Annotated in this window: 14 protein-coding genes; 2 read left to right on the forward strand and 12 right to left on the reverse strand. The window is 50.3% G+C overall.

All coding sequences use genetic code 11. The features are described from left to right. Nucleotides 1–117: 117 nt before the first annotated feature. A complete protein-coding gene (locus tag WMO29_RS09870) occupies nt 118–1011 on the reverse strand; it encodes a ComEC/Rec2 family competence protein (RefSeq protein ID WP_349164653.1) in 894 nt (297 codons plus the stop codon). Between the two features lie 184 nt (nt 1012–1195). On the opposite strand from WMO29_RS09870, the gene WMO29_RS09875 reads away from it, so the two are divergent. Then, a complete protein-coding gene (locus tag WMO29_RS09875) occupies nt 1196–1675 on the forward strand; it encodes an S-ribosylhomocysteine lyase (protein ID WP_178039683.1) in 480 nt (159 codons plus the stop codon). Nucleotides 1676–1896: 221 nt separating this feature from the next. Here the strand turns inward: WMO29_RS09875 and WMO29_RS09880 are convergent, their stop codons facing one another. The 3 genes from WMO29_RS09880 to WMO29_RS09890 are packed head-to-tail and all read right to left on the reverse strand — an operon-like array spanning nt 1897 to nt 4477. Further along, on the reverse strand, nt 1897–2661 hold the full coding sequence (locus WMO29_RS09880; RefSeq protein WP_349164654.1) for an inositol monophosphatase family protein: 765 nt from the start codon (nt 2659–2661) through the stop codon (nt 1897–1899). Further along, nucleotides 2658–3248, reverse strand: coding sequence for a YdcF family protein (locus tag WMO29_RS09885; protein WP_349164655.1), 591 nt, complete (start codon nt 3246–3248; stop codon nt 2658–2660). Before WMO29_RS09885 ends, WMO29_RS09880 begins: the two co-directional genes overlap by 4 nt. Nucleotides 3249–3304: 56 nt before the next feature. Beyond that, on the reverse strand, nt 3305–4477 hold the full coding sequence (locus WMO29_RS09890; protein ID WP_349164656.1) for an aminotransferase class I/II-fold pyridoxal phosphate-dependent enzyme: 1173 nt from the start codon (nt 4475–4477) through the stop codon (nt 3305–3307). A 206-nt stretch (nt 4478–4683) separates the two neighbouring features. On the opposite strand from WMO29_RS09890, the gene WMO29_RS09895 reads away from it, so the two are divergent. Next, on the forward strand, nt 4684–5052 hold the full coding sequence (locus WMO29_RS09895; protein ID WP_349164657.1) for a DUF1292 domain-containing protein: 369 nt from the start codon (nt 4684–4686) through the stop codon (nt 5050–5052). Between the two features lie 110 nt (nt 5053–5162). Here WMO29_RS09895 and WMO29_RS09900 read toward each other — a convergent pair whose 3' ends face one another. From WMO29_RS09900 to spoIVB, 8 genes are all read right to left on the reverse strand, one after another. Beyond that, nucleotides 5163–7007, reverse strand: coding sequence for an ATP-dependent helicase (locus tag WMO29_RS09900; RefSeq protein ID WP_349164658.1), 1845 nt, complete (start codon nt 7005–7007; stop codon nt 5163–5165). Nucleotides 7008–7010: 3 nt separating this feature from the next. Next, nucleotides 7011–8462 carry a glutamate--tRNA ligase gene (gene gltX, locus WMO29_RS09905; protein WP_178039679.1) on the reverse strand — a complete coding sequence of 484 codons (1452 nt, stop codon included), beginning with the start codon at nt 8460–8462 and terminating at the stop codon, nt 7011–7013. 123 nt (nt 8463–8585) lie between these two features. Continuing rightward, a complete protein-coding gene (locus WMO29_RS09910; RefSeq protein WP_349164659.1) occupies nt 8586–10124 on the reverse strand; it encodes an alanine/glycine:cation symporter family protein in 1539 nt (512 codons plus the stop codon). Between the two features lie 313 nt (nt 10125–10437). Further along, nucleotides 10438–11376 carry a translation elongation factor Ts gene (tsf, locus tag WMO29_RS09915; RefSeq protein WP_349164660.1) on the reverse strand — a complete coding sequence of 313 codons (939 nt, stop codon included), beginning with the start codon at nt 11374–11376 and terminating at the stop codon, nt 10438–10440. A 155-nt stretch (nt 11377–11531) separates the two neighbouring features. Next, nucleotides 11532–12266 carry a 30S ribosomal protein S2 gene (gene rpsB / locus WMO29_RS09920; RefSeq protein ID WP_178039676.1) on the reverse strand — a complete coding sequence of 245 codons (735 nt, stop codon included), beginning with the start codon at nt 12264–12266 and terminating at the stop codon, nt 11532–11534. Nucleotides 12267–12459: 193 nt separating this feature from the next. Next, nucleotides 12460–13902 (reverse strand): glycogen synthase GlgA, encoded by a 1443-nt coding sequence (glgA, locus tag WMO29_RS09925; RefSeq protein ID WP_178039675.1) that lies wholly within the window; start codon nt 13900–13902, stop codon nt 12460–12462. A 93-nt stretch (nt 13903–13995) separates the two neighbouring features. Next, nucleotides 13996–14799, reverse strand: a complete 804-nt coding sequence (gene spo0A / locus WMO29_RS09930) for a sporulation transcription factor Spo0A (RefSeq protein ID WP_349164661.1) — start codon at nt 14797–14799, stop codon at nt 13996–13998. 136 nt (nt 14800–14935) lie between these two features. Next, entirely contained in the window at nt 14936–16153 is a 1218-nt protein-coding gene (spoIVB, locus tag WMO29_RS09935) for a SpoIVB peptidase (protein WP_349164662.1), read from the reverse strand. Between the last annotated feature and the right edge of the window lie 22 nt (nt 16154–16175).

A 16175-nucleotide genomic window follows, 5' to 3' on the forward strand; every position in this document is an offset into this window, starting at 1 on the left:
TTTCCTCCTCGTTAAATATCTGTATCTGTACAAGCTCCATGATACAAAATAGGCGCAGATACGCTATTTACCATTGTAAGCGTATCCCGCCCATTTTTCAAGCCCAACTATGAAAAATCATCCTTGCTTAAATTCCACATGATTCCCGTCCGTAAGACAGACCACATTTCCATTGCTGGTCAGATAGACGTCGGTGCCCAGCCAGTTCAGGGTCCGCTTTATCTTGCCGGAGATCCACCATTCATTTCTGCAGGTGACCACTGCGGCAACCGGCCTTACCGTTTCCAGAAAGGCGATCGTGTTCTTTTCCTTGATGCCATGATGGGGCATCTTCAGAACTGTATGATGCAGGTTCAGATCCGTCCGCTCCATCAGCTCGGTCAGGCGCTCCTGCTCGCTGTCTCCGGTGAAGAGAAAGCTCTGGGTGCCGTAGCGCAGACTGAGCACCAGCGACAGGTCGTTGTCATTTCCATCATAATCCTTCTCTTCCGGCGGATAGATGATAAAGGACGCCTTGCCCAGGCTGCGGCGTTCCACATCAGTGATGCGCATGGCTGTGATCCCATTACGGACAAGCGCCTCCCGATACTCCCGGAACTGCTTTTTCTCCACCGTATAATCCGGCTCCAGCACCCTCTTTACGTGCATAGCGTCCAGGATCTTGTCCGCACCGCCCACATGATCCTTGTCAAAATGGGTGATAATCAGGTAATCCAGGGTATCGATGCCGTGATCCGCAAAATAATCCAGCAGCACATCCGCCTGGTCGTCGAAGCTTGTATCAATGAGCATCCGGTAGCCGGACTGTTCCACCAGAATCGCGTCGCTCTTGCCCACATCGAAGAAAGTGACCTGCAGCTCGTCAGTCGACAGCTCCGATTCCGCCGCTTTTCCATTTCCGTCTGGTCCGTCCGGCTCGTGGTGATCGAAGCCCACCAGACACAGCACCAGCAGCAGAACCGTCAAAAGCAGGACGGTAACCGGCAGCCAGTCTCGTTCTCTTTTCTTCAAGGCATGCATCTCTTTTCTTTTCAGGTTTTTTGTGGTATACTCTCGTTGCAGATTTTTATTCCATGGTTCAGACTCGCATTTTGTTTGGAATCCTGTCTGCGATGACTTATCTGCGATGAAAATGTAAGATTTATTATCATTATATCACAAATTTCACAACATTACGAAAGGAATTTATAATATTATGAAAAAAATCACAAGTTTCACCATCAATCACCTGCTGCTTCAGCCCGGCGTCTACGTATCCCGCAAGGATCCGGTGGGCGGCACGGTCGTCACTACCTTTGATCTGCGCCTCACCAGCCCCAACGAGGAGCCGGTCATGAATACCGCTGAGATGCACACCATTGAGCATCTGGCAGCCACCTTCTTACGCAACCATAAGGACTACGGCTCCAAAACGGTCTACTTCGGCCCCATGGGCTGCCGCACCGGTTTTTATCTGCTGCTGACCGGCGATTATGAGTCCAGGGATATCGTTCCGCTGATGATTGAAATGTGGGAGTTCATCCGGGATTTCGAGGGCGACGTGCCCGGAGCAAGCGCCCGTGACTGTGGCAACTACCTGGATATGAATCTGCCCATGGCGAAGTATCTGGCAAAGCGGTATCTGGAAAATGTGCTCTATGATATCAAAGAGGATCGACTGGTGTATCCGGAATAAACCAAACCTTAAAATAATGTATAAGAAAACGGACAGCGCTCTGGTTGTACCAACCTCCAATTGTTAGATTTCCAACTTTGAAGGTCACTTCATCTTCCACAGTGCTATCCGTTTTCTTTATTTTTGTTTTTATATCTTATGTTTTTAAGAATACTCTACAGATACACATTCCGCACTATCGGCATGAAATTTTTTTGATGTATATCTGTCTTATCATCCATTTACAGCAGCGCCCGCAGCTCCTCATGCAGCTTCCCGTTGGTCGCCACGATGCCGCCCGGTTCCACCGGATTTACTTCTGAGCCGTCATAGCGGGTAATTTTGCCGCCCGCCTCGGTGAGAATCAGCATTCCCGCCGCGAAATCCCAGGGCTGCAGTCTTGCCTCAAAGTAACCGCCGATACGTCCGGCCGCCGTGTAGGCCAGATCCATGGCCGCCGATCCTGTCCGCCGGATATCCTCGCATTTTTCAAACACTCGCTGGAAGCAGGCAAAATTCCGAGGCGCCAGCTCCTTCTGATAGGGCGCGGTTCCGATGGCGATGATGGTCTGTCCCAGATTCTCTGTCTCAGCCACATGAATAGGACGGCCATTGACGAAGCTGCCCTTGCCCTTCTCGGCATAGAACATCTCCTCCCGGAAGGGATCATAAATGACGCCCAGGATAATTTCACCCTTGCTGTAAAGTCCCAGCGACACCGTGCTGTGCTGATAATCATGCACCAGATTCGTCGTACCGTCGATGGGGTCCAGAATCCAGAAGGTGTCGCCCTTCATAGCGTGAAGCCCATCCTCCTCACCAAGGAATTCGACCTCCGGCGCAAGCTCGCCCAGCTTCTCCCGCAGGAAATTCTGGATGTTGGTATCCACCTGGGTCACATAATCTGCCAGGCCCTTTACCTTCACATGGCCCGCCATATCCCGGTTTTCCACAAACTGTCTGGTCTCACGGACCAGCTGCATCACTTCATTGATATCCACGCTCATCGTTTTCCTTCCTCCTGCTTTCCAAATTCTCTTAAAATCTCATGGAATTGGCTTCCACATTTTTCCATTTCCTTCAATACCACATCAATCTTCTGCCCGTCCAGGAACCAATTGTCCCGACTGATCTCCCGGGTCACTGTCGGGCAGACCAAGAACTCGGTTTCCGGGAAGCATACTTTATAATACAGCAGAGCCCGGCGTGCATGACAGGCCTGAGGACAGAGAATTGCCTTCTTGATAGAGAGACCAAGGCTTTCCGTCACCTTCCGGGAGTAAATGGCGTTTTCATAGGTATAAGTCGCCTCTTTCTCTTTCAGAATGGCCGTCTCCGGAACACCCTCCCGCATCAGAATATCATGCAGGAAATCCCATTCTGTCTGCGCCTCATAGCCGGGAATCCGGCATCGTCCCACCGGCTTGCTGAAGCGGCCCGAAGGAAGCACGCAGGGCGCATAGCCATCCAGATACAATTTCGCCGCCGTCACCGCAATACCGCCCTGATCGCCGCCAGGGATGAAAATGATATCGGCCCGCTCCGGCTCATTTTCCACAAAGATAAAATCCGTAATGTCTTCTACAAAACCCACGGTGCAGTACCCGTCCCTTCCGTTTTGTTCTGCATTTTAATGGTAACACAGCCGCCTTATTTTTTCAAAATACCGCTTTCCTGCACCCTTGCAATCGCCTTCTCAATCACCGGAACCGGATGCACCAGCGCCATCCGCACATAGCCCTCGCCCAAATCGCCAAAGGCGCTGCCCGGGGTCACGATCATGCCGGTCTTCTCCATCAATTCCATCGTAAAAGCTGCGCTGTCCGTATAGCCTTCCGGCAGGGGAGCCCACACAAACATAGTACCCTGGCTGTCCGGCACGTTCCATCCGATGGAGCGAAGACCGCCGCAGAGAGCCTTATTTCTCCGCTCATACTCGGCGCACTGCTCCTTTACGGAATCCTGAGGACCGGTCAGGGCTGCCACCGCCGCCATCTGAATCGGCAGGAAGATACCGTAGTCGATCTGGGAGCGTACTTTGGAAAATTCCCGAATAATCTCACGATTACCTACCGCGAAGGACATGCGCATGCCGGTCATATTGTAGCTCTTGGACAGGGAGTAAAACTCGATGCCCACCTCCTTCGCGCCCGGATAGGACAGAAAGGACTTTCCTTCCCTTCCATCGTAAATGATATCGGAATAAGCATTATCATGCAGAATGATAATGTTGTACTTTTTCGCGAACGCAATCAGCTCTTCATAAAAAGCGTCATCCGCTACGGAGCAGACCGGATTGGACGGGTAAGATACGATCATAAACTTCGCTGCCCGCGCAGTCTCCGCCGGAATATCCTCGAATCTCGGCAGGAAATTATTTTCCGCATAGAGCGGATAAGTCTCGATCTTCGCACCCGCCAACTGCGGTCCCAGGGAAAATACCGGATAACCCGGATTCGGGGCCAGCATGATATCGCCCGGATCGCACAGGGCCACCGCCACATGAGCCATACCCTCCTGGGAGCCGTACAATGTCATAATCTCATCTGCCTCCAGGCTCACACCAAACCGGGTCTGATAGAAATCCTGCATGGCTTTGATAAGCTCCGGCCTGTCCGTAATGGCGTATTTATAATTTTCCGGATCCTTGCAGGCCTCCACCATGGCGTCCACCACATGCTTCGGCGGCTGAAAATCCGGCGTACCGATGGAGAAATTATAGACCTCCATACCTTTCTCTGCCAGTTCGTTCTTTTTATGGGCCAGGGCTGCGAAGATACCTTCCTCTATCGCCTCTGCCCGTTTTGAAAATATAAAATTCATCGTCTTAAGTCCTCTCTGCTGCGCCGCGTATCCTGGCGCGTTTCTCTCATATTCTGGAAAGTCTCTGTCCATTCGGCCAGCGCTCAATCTTTCTTATTTTAATACAAACTTCCCGGCAATTCAATTCTTTTCTTGCTTTTCGTTCTCAGGTCTGATAGAGTATTATCAGTAACACACATTTACCAAATAAAAAGGAGAACAATCAAATGGCAGACAATAAATGCAGCACACCGGATTGCGGCGGCAACTGCGATACCTGTAACGGAGACATCACCGTAACCCTGACCCTGGACAATGACGAAACCGTAGAATGCGCTATCCTCACCATCTTCCCGGTGGACGGACGTGACTACATCGCCCTGCTTCCTCTGGATGAGAACGGCGAGAACGAGGACGGCGAGGTATATCTGTACCGTTACGACAACAGCACCGGAAGCCCGGTTCTGGACAATATCGAGTCCGATGAGGAGTACGACGCAGTGGCTGACATGTTCGATCAGATGCTGGACGCAGCCGAGTACGATGAGTTAGTTGAGGCTGACGGCGAGGATGTTGATTTCGACGAAACCAACTAAAGCTTATCTATTTCGCTCAAATCAATAGACAGGCAGATAGACATTTCCACTTTTCAAAGCACAGAAAAAAGAGCCGAGAATATATGCCTCTCGGCTCTTTTTTCGTTCGCCTACTCTTCTAAAAGCTCTTCTACGAAACGTGATTGTTCTGCTTTCTTTCCATACAGCTTTCTCACCGAAAAAATATACAACAGCTCCTTTGCCCGGGTCATGGCCACATAGAACAGCCGCCGTTCTTCTTCCATATCTTCCTCGAAAAGCACCCGCTTGTGGGGCGTAATTCCCTCATTGGCGTCGATGATGAATACGATGCGGTATTCCAGACCCTTACTACTGTGCATGGTGGACAATATCACGCCATCGCTGCTCGCTTCCCGCTCCTTCGCCTGCTTCAGAAGCTCTGCCCGGATGGATGCGATATGGTTTTCCCACTCCTCCAGAGTTTTAAAACCGGAAGCCAGCTCCTTTAATTCATCGAGAATTCCAAAGAAATCCTCCGGTTTTCTTCCTTTGTAATCGGCATATTCCTTCAGATACTCCTCATAGCCGATGATATTTCGGATATAGTGTAGGGCCCCGGAAGGACTTAAATGTCCGCACATCTTCAAATCCTTCTCCAGCTTTTCGATCCGCTCGCAGACCCAGGGCTTATCGTCATACCAGGTAAGCAGCTCCTCCCAGGAAATCACTTCGCTGTCCAGACATTCTCGCCCCAGGTAGCGCTTCGGGCGGTTCATGACCTGCAAAAAGTCCTCGCGCTTCACCAGACTCTTTTTCATGTCCCGGGCCATGTGAAGATAAGCAAAAATATCCTTCACAATCCAGTGATCATAGAGGTTCGGCAGTGCGTCCCGCATCCGGAACGGAATTCCCTCGGAAATCAGTTCTTCCACCAGCTTCCGGGGCTGGGTATTGGTCCGGAACAGAATCGCGATATCCCGATAAGAACCTCCTTTTTCCCGGTAGGTCTTAATCTTATCAACGACGCACTCGTACTCCTCATCCTGATCCCGAAACTTATGGTGCAGAATCGGCGGTCCTTCCTGCTTGTTCGCCTGAATTTTCTTGGCAAAACGCTGCTTATTATTCTCGATAACCTTGCAGGCTCCTTCCACAATCAGGCGCGTACAGCGGTAGTTCGTATCCAGAAGCACCTGTTTCGCCGCCGGATAATCCTGTTTGAAGTGCAGCATAATCTCCGGCTTCGCGCCGCGGAAACGGTAGATGGACTGGTCGTCGTCGCCTACGATGAACAGGTTATCCTCCGGCGCCGCCAGCATCCGCACAATGTCGTACTGCAGCTGATTGATATCCTGAAATTCATCCACCAGGATATACCGGAATTTCCGCTGCCAGGCCCCGAGAATGTCCTTCCGTTCCTTCAAAAGCTGGTAGCAGTAGACCAGCATATCGTCGAAATCGATTTTATTGCTGCGGCGCAGGCGGTTATCGTATTCGTTAAAAATGGCGGTAAAGCTTTTGGTATTGCAGGATGTGGCCTTATATTCCTGCAGGTTCACCCGATCATTTTTCACCTTGCTGATTTCCGCCGCGATACTGCCGATGAGCTCTGATTCGTCATCCGGCTCCAGCTTCTGCTTATAGACTGCCTCCCGCAGAAACTGGTATTTTTCGGTCTCCCGGAGAATATTGTCGGCACGATAGCCATAGGCCAGCTTCAGGATCTGGAAAAAGACCGCATGAAAGGTACCAAAAGAAACAGCCGTATTCGCGCTGTTCGTCAGCCGCAGATACCGCTCCTTCATTTCCCTTGCCGCCGCTTTTGTAAAAGTAATCACCAGAATCTCTCCGGGTGGAATGTGACAGATTTCCGTCAGATACTGAACCCGTCTCGTAAGTACCATCGTCTTACCGGAACCGGGTCCCGCCAGAACCAGCATGGGGCCGTCACGGTGGGTGACGGCCTTCTGCTGTACTTCAGATAAAGAATTCAAATTTTATGCCTCCAGCTTTGCAATCGCTGCGCGCACACGCTTCAGAGTCTCCTCCTTGCCGATGACCTCCATGAGCTCGGTGGCTCCGCAGGGCGTCATCTGCCTGCCGGATACGGCGATTCGGATGGGCCAGAGCACATAGCCGTTCTTACAGCCCTTCTCCTCCACATATTTCAGAAGACGTGTATACAGTCCGTCGTTGCTGTAGTCCTCCTGCTCCTCCAGGATCGGAAGCAGCTCTTTTAAAACCTCCAGAGAAGACGAGGCGCTTGTCTTCATCTTTTTATGCGCATAAATCGCGGTGTCGTACTCGGGAACTGCCTCGAAGAAGTCTACCATATCCTCGATCTCCGGGAACACCTCGATACGGGTCTTTACCATAGCAGCGATCTTCTTCAGATCATAATCCTTGGTAATGACCTTCTTCAGATGCGGCAATGCCATCTCATAAAACTTATCAAAGTCCATAGCCTTGATGTACTCACCGTTCATCCATTTCAGCTTGGTGTAATCGAATACGGACGGTGCCTTGCTGATGTGGTGATAATCAAAAGCCTTAATCAACTCATCCAGAGAATAAATCTCCCGATCCTCATCCGGACTCCAGCCCAGCAGCGCTACGAAATTGATAATCGCCTCCGGCAGAAAGCCCTGCTCCAGCAGATCCTCGAAGGAAGAATGGCCGCAGCGCTTGGACAGCTTCTTATGCTCCTCGTCGGTAATCAGCGGGCAATGTACATAGACCGGCACTTCCCAGCCAAACGCCTCATAGAGGCGGTTGTATTTCGGAGAAGAGGACAGATACTCATTTCCACGGACTACGTGGGTGATTCCCATCAGATGGTCGTCTACCACATTCGCGAAGTTGTAAGTCGGATATCCGTCGGACTTGATCAGGATCATGTCGTCCAGCTCCGCATTGTCTACGGTGATATCGCCATAAATATCGTCATGGAAGGTGGTGGTTCCGGTGGTCGGATTATTCTGGCGGATAACAAATGGTACGCCCGCTGCCAGCTTCGCTTCTACCTCTTCCTTAGACAGATGTAGACAGTGCTTATCATATACAACAATCTCCTTACCCGCCACTTCGGTCTTCAGAGACTCCAGGCGCTCCTTGTCGCAGAAGCAGTAATAAGCCTCGCCTTTTTCAATCAGCTTTTTCGCGTACTCCATATAGATGCCTGCCGCCTGGCGCTCACTCTGCACATAGGGGCCCACGCCTCCGTCCTTGTCCGGACCCTCGTCATGCTCCAGGCCCGCTTCCTTCATGGTACGGTAAATGATATCGACCGCGCCCTCCACATAGCGCTCCTGGTCGGTATCCTCGATACGAAGCAGGAAATCTCCGTCCTCATGCTTGGCAATCAGATATGCGTACAGCGCTGTTCTTAAGTTACCTACATGCATTCTTCCGGTAGGACTCGGCGCAAATCTTGTTCTTACTTTACTCATTCTTCTTCACTCCCGTTATTCTTCTGAAATGGCCTTTCATTTCTTACTTCCGTAAAACAGGCCGCTCTGGAAATTATATACCAAAGCGGCCCGCTTTACAAGGGGAAAAGTTCCCCGTCTCTTTTATTTTCCGGCTTTTTCATCCCACACCGGAACGGAGATACCCGCTACCTCTGAAGTAAACGGGGTTCCGTCGTGTTTCTCGAAATGACGCCATGCCCGCAACACGTATTTGAAGCCTATGTACTGAAGCGGCAGGTTGCAGTATACCATCAGGATGTTGGCGAAATCGCTCAGATCCCAGAGGGCACCCAGATCCATGCCCGCAATGTTGGTAATGACGCCAAAGCTGATAACCACCAGACACAGAACGCGAATCACATTGATAAAGGCCTTATTGGCGGAGATACGGTTCGCGCACATCTCGGTGAAGGACATGAAGCCCATCAGACAGGTGAAGGCGAACAGGCCGAAGCAAAGGCTTACCAGCAGGGTCACAAAGCTGTATGCTGCTCCGCTGCTTCCGGTCAGCGCGCCGCAGGATGCCAGGAATTTTTCCAGCTTGCCGAGTTCAAACCAGGCGTCTGCCTCTCCGGTCAGCCACATTCTTCCCATAATAACCACAAAACCGGTCAGGGTGCAGATAACGATGGTATCCAGGAATACACCCAGCGCCTGTACGCAGCCTTGATCGCAGGGATGAGCGGTATCTGCCGCTGCTGCCGGCATGGTAATGGTTCCCTGGCCGGCCTCATTGGACATCAGGCCTCTCTTAATGCCCTGGCTTAAAGCGATACCAAAAGCTCCGCCAAAGACTGCGGCCGGTTTAAATGCCTGTGTGAAAATAGCTGCAAAGAACCACGGAACCCGGGTGAAATTGCAAAGCACCAGAACCACAACGGTCAGTACATACACAACTGCCATAATCGGTACCAACACATCTGTTACCTTTGATACTTTCTTGATACCGCCGAAGCTGGTAACCGCGGTTACCACAATTAACACTGCAAAGGACACCCAGTACAGTGCAGAATTGGTTGCAAAGGTCGTTCCTGTCACCACACCAGCGATGGCTCCCACTGCGGAAATGGTGTTGAAGCCCTGCGCCGGGAAGCAGAGGAACGCGTAAATGATGTAGAGCACGCTCAAGGCTACGCCCGCCCAGGCCGCGTCCTTTAAAAGACGACGTCCGTAGAAAGGAAGTCCGCCCACATAGGCGTCGCCGCGCTTCTCCTTGAAAATCTGGGACATAGTAGACTCTACGAATGCAGTCGCCATACCGAAGAACGCGGAAATCCACATCCAGAACAGCGCGCCCGGTCCTCCGATAGAAATTGCTCCGGTTACGCCCAGGATATTGCCAGGGCCTACACGCATGGCCGTGGACAGCAGGAACGCCCCCAGGGAAGAGATGCCCATGGTTGTACTCTTGCTGTTCATCAGCACCTGAAGTCCGTACTTAAACTTGCGCACCTGTACGAAACGCAGCTTAAAGGTGAAATAGATGCCGGTTCCCACTAATAAAATAATGGCCAGACTGAAATTGCCCAGAATCGGAATGGACGCGTACCAGTCAAGGTTTGTCGGAAAATCCCAGAACCAGTTGGATACAATCTGGATTTTACCGCAGATTGCGTTCACTGCACTAAATAAAGCTTCCATAACAAAAACCCCCTCACATTTTTTCTCATTATAAAACAACACGAAGGGGTTTGTACAGTATTACTTTTCTCTTTTCAAGGTTTCATTCCGAAAACTTTGTGGTCAGCTCTCGCGCAAGCACGGACTTTGACTCGTTGCCCGCGTAAAACAAGGGCGCAACTGACGCTGCGCCCTTATCGTATCCATATGATAGTCAAATCTGTAAAATCCGGACTTCTTAAAGTTGTGTGTGTGCATTAGATACTTCGCGAAGCCGCACTTATCAGATCTTTATAGCATGTGTTTACAAATATTATAAATAATTTCCTGAGAATTACATTCCCATCTGCTTTGCAACCTCTGCCGCAAAGTCCTCGTTCTTCTTCTCAAGTCCCTCGCCGGTCTCGAAACGAACGAACTTCTTGATGGTGATGTTTGCGTTGTTCTCTTTTGCTACCTGAGCTACATACTTCGCAACAGTCTGCTTTCCGTCCTCAGCCTTTACATATACCTGGTCAAGCAGGCAGATCTCTTTCAACTCTTTATTGATACGGCCCTGGATCATGCCCTGGATAACCTTCTCCGGCTTCTGGGACTCCTTCGGATCGTTCTGAATCTGAGCCATCAGGATAGCCTTTTCTTTTTCGATGTACTCCGGCTCTACCTCAGCGTCGCTGGTGTACAGCGGCTTCAGAGCTGCAGCCTGCATAGCTACGTTCTTAGCCATCTCACGGATAGCGTCGTTGATAACGTCTGTCTCAACGTCTACCAGAACGCCGATCTTTCCGCCTGCATGGATGTAGGAAGCTACGAAACCGTTCTCCTCCTCAACCTGAGCGAAACGACGGATGTTCATGTTCTCGCCGATAACAGCGATCTGGGAAGCAAGTGCCTCCTTTACAGTCAGAGTCGGGTCTTTCTCCCACTTCTCTGCCAGGAACTCATCAATATCTTTTGCAGCAGTCTTAACAGCCTGAGCTGCTACGTCTGCTACGTAGGACTGGAATTTCTCGTTCTTTGCAACGAAGTCAGTCTCAGCATTTACCTCTACAACAACAGCCTTGTGGTCGTCATTGATCAGGCAGGTATCTACAATACCCTCTGCTGCGATACGGCCAGCCTTCTTCTGTGCGCTTGCAAGGCCTTTCTCTCTCAGCCAGTCAACAGCTGCGTCCATATTTCCCTCGGTAGCTGTCAGGGCCTTCTTGCAGTCCATCATGCCAGCGCCGGTCATTTCTCTTAACTCTTTTACCATTCCTGCTGTGATTGCCATTTCTAATCCCTCCAAATTCGTTTGTGTAAGCCGCGTGTGCCGTAAAGCACACGCGGATAAAGTCACTTACTGTTCGCTCCGCTCACAGTAGCCGCTTCACGATGCACAGAAATTACGCTTTCGCGCAATTTTGCGCTTGTACTTTCGACTTTTACTTAAGCCTCTGCAGTCTCCTCAGTCTCAGCTTCCTCTGCAACTTCCTCAGCTGCGCCCTGGTTAGCCTCAACAACAGCGTCTGCCATCTTGGAAACGATCAGCTTTACGGCTCTGATAGCATCATCATTGCCCGGGATTACATAATCCAGCTCTTCCGGATCACAGTTGGTATCAGCGATTCCGATAAGCGGAATACCCAGTGTATGTGCTTCCTGTACGCAGATTCTTTCCTTCTTCGGGTCTACTACGAAGATAGCGTCCGGGATGCGCTTCATATCCTTGATACCGCCAAGGTTCTTCTCCAGCTTCTCCCACTCTTTCTTCAGTGCGATAACTTCCTTCTTCGGCAGTACATCAAAGGTTCCGTCCTCAGACATCTTCTCGATAGCCTTCAGACGAGCGATTCTGCTCTGGATGGTCTTGAAGTTGGTCAGCATACCGCCGAGCCAACGCTCATTTACGTAGAACATACCGCAACGCTCTGCCTCAACCTTGATAGCGTCCTGAGCCTGCTTCTTGGTTCCTACGAACAGGATGTTGCCACCCTCTGCCGCGATGTCAAATACTGCCTTGTAAGCCTCATCAACCTTTCCTACAGACTTCTGCAGGTCGATGATGTAGATGCCGTTACGCTCTGTGTAGATGTACGGAGCCATCTTGGGGTTCCAGCGTCTTGTCTGATGTCCGAAATGAACACCTGCTTCCAGTAACTGCTTCATAGAAATTACACTCATGTTTCTTTCCTCCATTTGGTTGTTCTTCCGCGAGTTTCTTCACCGTGAAATACCGGTTCATATGCAATCCAGGCACCTTTCCCGGTTCCGCCCGCGTGTTTTTTCACTAACTTTGAAAGTATAACATAAGAAAAGGGCTTTGACAAGCCCTTTTCCTTGACAAATTTGCAATTTTCAGCCTAATCTATCCGCTTTAATCTGCCAGCCAGTTGTACAACTCCTCATATTTCTTCGCAGAATTATTCCAGGAGAAGTCCACAGCCATGCCACGGTCAATAATCTTGTTCCACTCACGCTTCTTATCATAGTAGATATGCTCTGCGTAGCGGACAGTGTGCATCATCTCGTGGGCGTTGTAATTGGTGAAGCTGAAGCCGGTTCCCTTGCTCTCGTACTCGTTGTACGGCTCTACCGTATCCTTCAGGCCGCCGGTCTCGCGGACGATAGGCACGGTGCCATAGCGCAGGCTCATAAGCTGGCTCAAGCCGCAGGGCTCAAACTGGGACGGCATCAGGAAAGCGTCGCAGGATCCGTATACCTTGTGGGACATGGCCTCGGAATAGAAAATATTTGCCGAAACCTTGCCCTGGTACTTCCATGCGAAATGACGGAACATATTCTCATAACGCTCCTCACCGGTTCCCAGAACTACAAACTGTACCTCATCCTGACAGAGCTCGTCCATCACATAGGCAATCAGATCAAACCCCTTCTGGTCTGTCAGGCGGGATACGATACCGATCATCATTTTCTTCGGATCCACATCAAGACCCAGCTCCTGCTGCAGGGCGGTCTTGTTCTTCACCTTCTCCTTACGGAAGTTTACAGCGTTATAATTATGAACCAGATATTTGTCGCTCTCCGGATTGTACTCGTTATAATCGATACCATTTACAATGCCACGCAGGGAGTTGGCACGGGCACGCATCAGGCCGTCCAGGTGTTCTCCATAATATGGCATCTTAATTTCCTCGGCATAGGTATCGCTTACGGTGGTCACGGCATCCGCGTATACGATGCCTCCCTTCAGATAGTTAGCGTCGCCATAGGCTTCCAGCTTATCCGGCGTAAAATAAGATGCATTCAGACCGGTGATGTCCTTGACCGTCTTCATATCCCAGATTCCCTGGAACTTCAGGTTATGTATGGTCATAATAGTCTTAATTCCCCGGAAGAACGGGTTGTCCTGGAATGAGTCATTCAAATATACAGGAACCAGTCCGGTCTGCCAGTCATGACAATGGATGATGTCCGGACGGAAATCCAGGGACGGCAGTGCAGAGATCGCGGCCTTGGAAAAGAACGCGAACTTTTCGATATCCTCATAGATGTTGCCATAGGGTTTCGGTCCGGCGAAATAATATTCATTATCAATAAAGTAAAACTTCACGCCCTCATATTCCATCTCCAGGATGCCTACATACTGACTGCGCCATGCCAGGTTCATATAGAAATGGGTCACATACTTCATCTGATCCTTCCACTCCTGACGGATGCACATATACTTAGGAATCATTACCCGGATATCGTACTGCTCTTTGTCAAAATATTTCGGCAATGATCCTACTACGTCTGCCAGTCCTCCCGTCTTAATAAAAGGAACCGCTTCTGAAGCGACAAATAAGATCTTTTTCACTGCATTTCCTCCCAGCTCATTTTGGATTTTATTTATATCCATTATAACGCATTCGAAATGCATTTAAAAGTATAATTTGTGCAATTTTTACATTTAAGAGACCTTTCGCTTATTTTCCAGACGGATGCGATCGGAAATCAGGGCGATAAATTCTGAATTGGTGGGCTTTCCCTTACCGTTGCTGACCGTATAGCCAAACAGCTCGTCGATGGTATCCATTTTGCCGCGGCTCCAGGCCACTTCGATGGCATGTCGGATGGCGCGCTCTACCCGGCTTGGCGTGGTCTGATAATGCTTGGCGATGGTGGGATACAGTACCTTCGTCACAGAGCTCAGCATTTCCATATCCCTGACTGACATAATAATCGCGTCGCGTAGATACTGGTAACCCTTGATATGGGCCGGCACGCCGATTTCATGAATCATATTTGTAACATCGGTCTCCAGATCGTGCTCTCCGTACAGGCACCCCGGCTCCTGTGCCTCACCGGAACAGACCGGGCGTTTCAGCTTTTCGCCGTGTTTCAGAAAGCTTCTGAGTCGTCCCAGCAGCATTTCATTGTTAAACGGTTTCATAATATAATAGCTTGCGCCCAAAGCAAAGGCATCCTCGGTCACGCTCTCCTGCCCGATTGCAGAAAGTACAATAATTGCCGGAAACTTTTTCAGACTCTTATCTTCCTTAAGTTTTTCCATAACGCCCAGTCCATCCATCTTCGGCATAATTAAATCCAGTAGCACCACGTCCGGCGTGTTTTTCCGAATCAGTTCCACGGCGTCTTCTCCATTTGCTGCCGTGCCAACCAGCTCCATCCCATTTTCCGTCTGTATCAGGGCATTCAACATTTCCAACATTCTTTCATTGTCGTCCGCAATTGCAATCGTCAGCCTTTCCATAAGATTCCCCCCATTTCTGTACTGTCTGTGATTTGTTTTGTGATATACCTATTATAACCATTTATTTCCTTTTTCCGCAATTCCAATCGTTCTGCATTTTCAGACAGACAGGGACAGATTTCGACAGGCTTTTTCTTTAACTGACATGGGAAAGCATTTCTTCCACGAAGATGCCGTATCCTTTTGTCGGATCGTTCACAAATACATGGGTTACCGCGCCAATCAGTTTCCCATTTTGGATAATCGGACTGCCGCTCATGCCCTGGATAATGCCGCCTGTCAGAGCCAGAAGCTCCGGATCTGTGACCCGTAAAATCATTCCCTTGTTCACGTCCGACGCGTTCCTTTTCACCTCCTCGATGGCAATGCGGTAATCCCTCATTTCCCCGTTGATCCCGGAACGCACCCAGGCCTCTCCCTCTGTAATTTCCTGTTTATATCCCACCTCCACTGCTTCCCCGTCCAGCTTATCTCCCAGCCTCTCTGTTCCTTCCCCGAAAATCCCAGCCTCTGTATTTTCCTGAATCTGTCCGCAGATCAGGTTATTTCGATAACGGATAAGCCCGGCTACCTGCCCCGGATTACCTGGTTCTCCACGGTGGATTTCCGCCACGGTCGTGTCGTAGAGCTTTCCTTCGCTGATCTTCAGAAGCTCCCCGGTATCGGAATCATTGATACCGTGTCCCAGAGCGCCAAATTTTCCATTTTCTGTAAGAAATGTCAGCGTACCGATCCCCTGGGTATTGTCCCGTACCCAGATGCCAAGCCTATAACCATTTTCTGTATCAGCGGCCTGCAGGCGGATTTCAAAAGTCCGGCCGGAACGTTCGATTCCCAGAACCAGTTTCTCACTTCCATTTTCTTCCACACTCTCTATTAGCTTTTCCTTTTCCCGTATCTCCACGCCGTTCACAGAACGGATATAATCTCCGGCCTGCACCAGCCGGAAGGCCGGTTCATAATTCAAACCGTCGCGTCCGGTCACTTTCCCCGTTCCAATCACCATGACGCCATCGGTCTCCATATAGATGCCGATGGGAATACCGCCGGGCGTTACCGTCGTCTTTGGCGTCACCTGCACGTTCGTTTCTTTCAGGGGAATCACCCCCAGATACCGATAGGAAATCCGGTAACTGCTTCCGTTTCGACTGTCGTAAGATGCTTTGGTGACACTCTCCTGAATCTGTGCCGTCACCGGGAAACCGGGTGTTTCCGGCCCTGCGCCGCCCTCCGTCTGGGTATAGGAGTCCGGTATCAGAGCCCGTTCCCGGAAATAATCATATACGCCAAGTACCAGCAGGCTTATTCCCAGCAAAACCAGAAGATATTTTCGGTATGTTTTTCTGCATATCATCTTTGCACTCTCCTCGCCGCGC

This window comes from Laedolimicola intestinihominis (genome assembly GCF_040096155.1).
GTDB classification, from domain to species: Bacteria; Bacillota; Clostridia; order Lachnospirales; family Lachnospiraceae; genus Laedolimicola; species Laedolimicola intestinihominis.

Coding starts and splice junctions, on each gene's coding strand:
- spo0A (WP_349164661.1), bottom strand. CDS start 14,799: ATGGAAAGGCTGACGATTGCAATTGCGGACGACAATGAAAGAATGTTG.
- WMO29_RS09910 (WP_349164659.1), bottom strand. CDS start 10,124: ATGGAAGCTTTATTTAGTGCAGTGAACGCAATCTGCGGTAAAATCCAG.
- WMO29_RS09880 (WP_349164654.1), bottom strand. CDS start 2,661: ATGAGCGTGGATATCAATGAAGTGATGCAGCTGGTCCGTGAGACCAGA.
- WMO29_RS09875 (WP_178039683.1), top strand. CDS start 1,196: ATGAAAAAAATCACAAGTTTCACCATCAATCACCTGCTGCTTCAGCCC.
- WMO29_RS09895 (WP_349164657.1), top strand. CDS start 4,684: ATGGCAGACAATAAATGCAGCACACCGGATTGCGGCGGCAACTGCGAT.
- spoIVB (WP_349164662.1), bottom strand. CDS start 16,153: ATGATATGCAGAAAAACATACCGAAAATATCTTCTGGTTTTGCTGGGA.
- WMO29_RS09890 (WP_349164656.1), bottom strand. CDS start 4,477: ATGAATTTTATATTTTCAAAACGGGCAGAGGCGATAGAGGAAGGTATC.
- gltX (WP_178039679.1), bottom strand. CDS start 8,462: ATGAGTAAAGTAAGAACAAGATTTGCGCCGAGTCCTACCGGAAGAATG.
- rpsB (WP_178039676.1), bottom strand. CDS start 12,266: ATGAGTGTAATTTCTATGAAGCAGTTACTGGAAGCAGGTGTTCATTTC.
- tsf (WP_349164660.1), bottom strand. CDS start 11,376: ATGGCAATCACAGCAGGAATGGTAAAAGAGTTAAGAGAAATGACCGGC.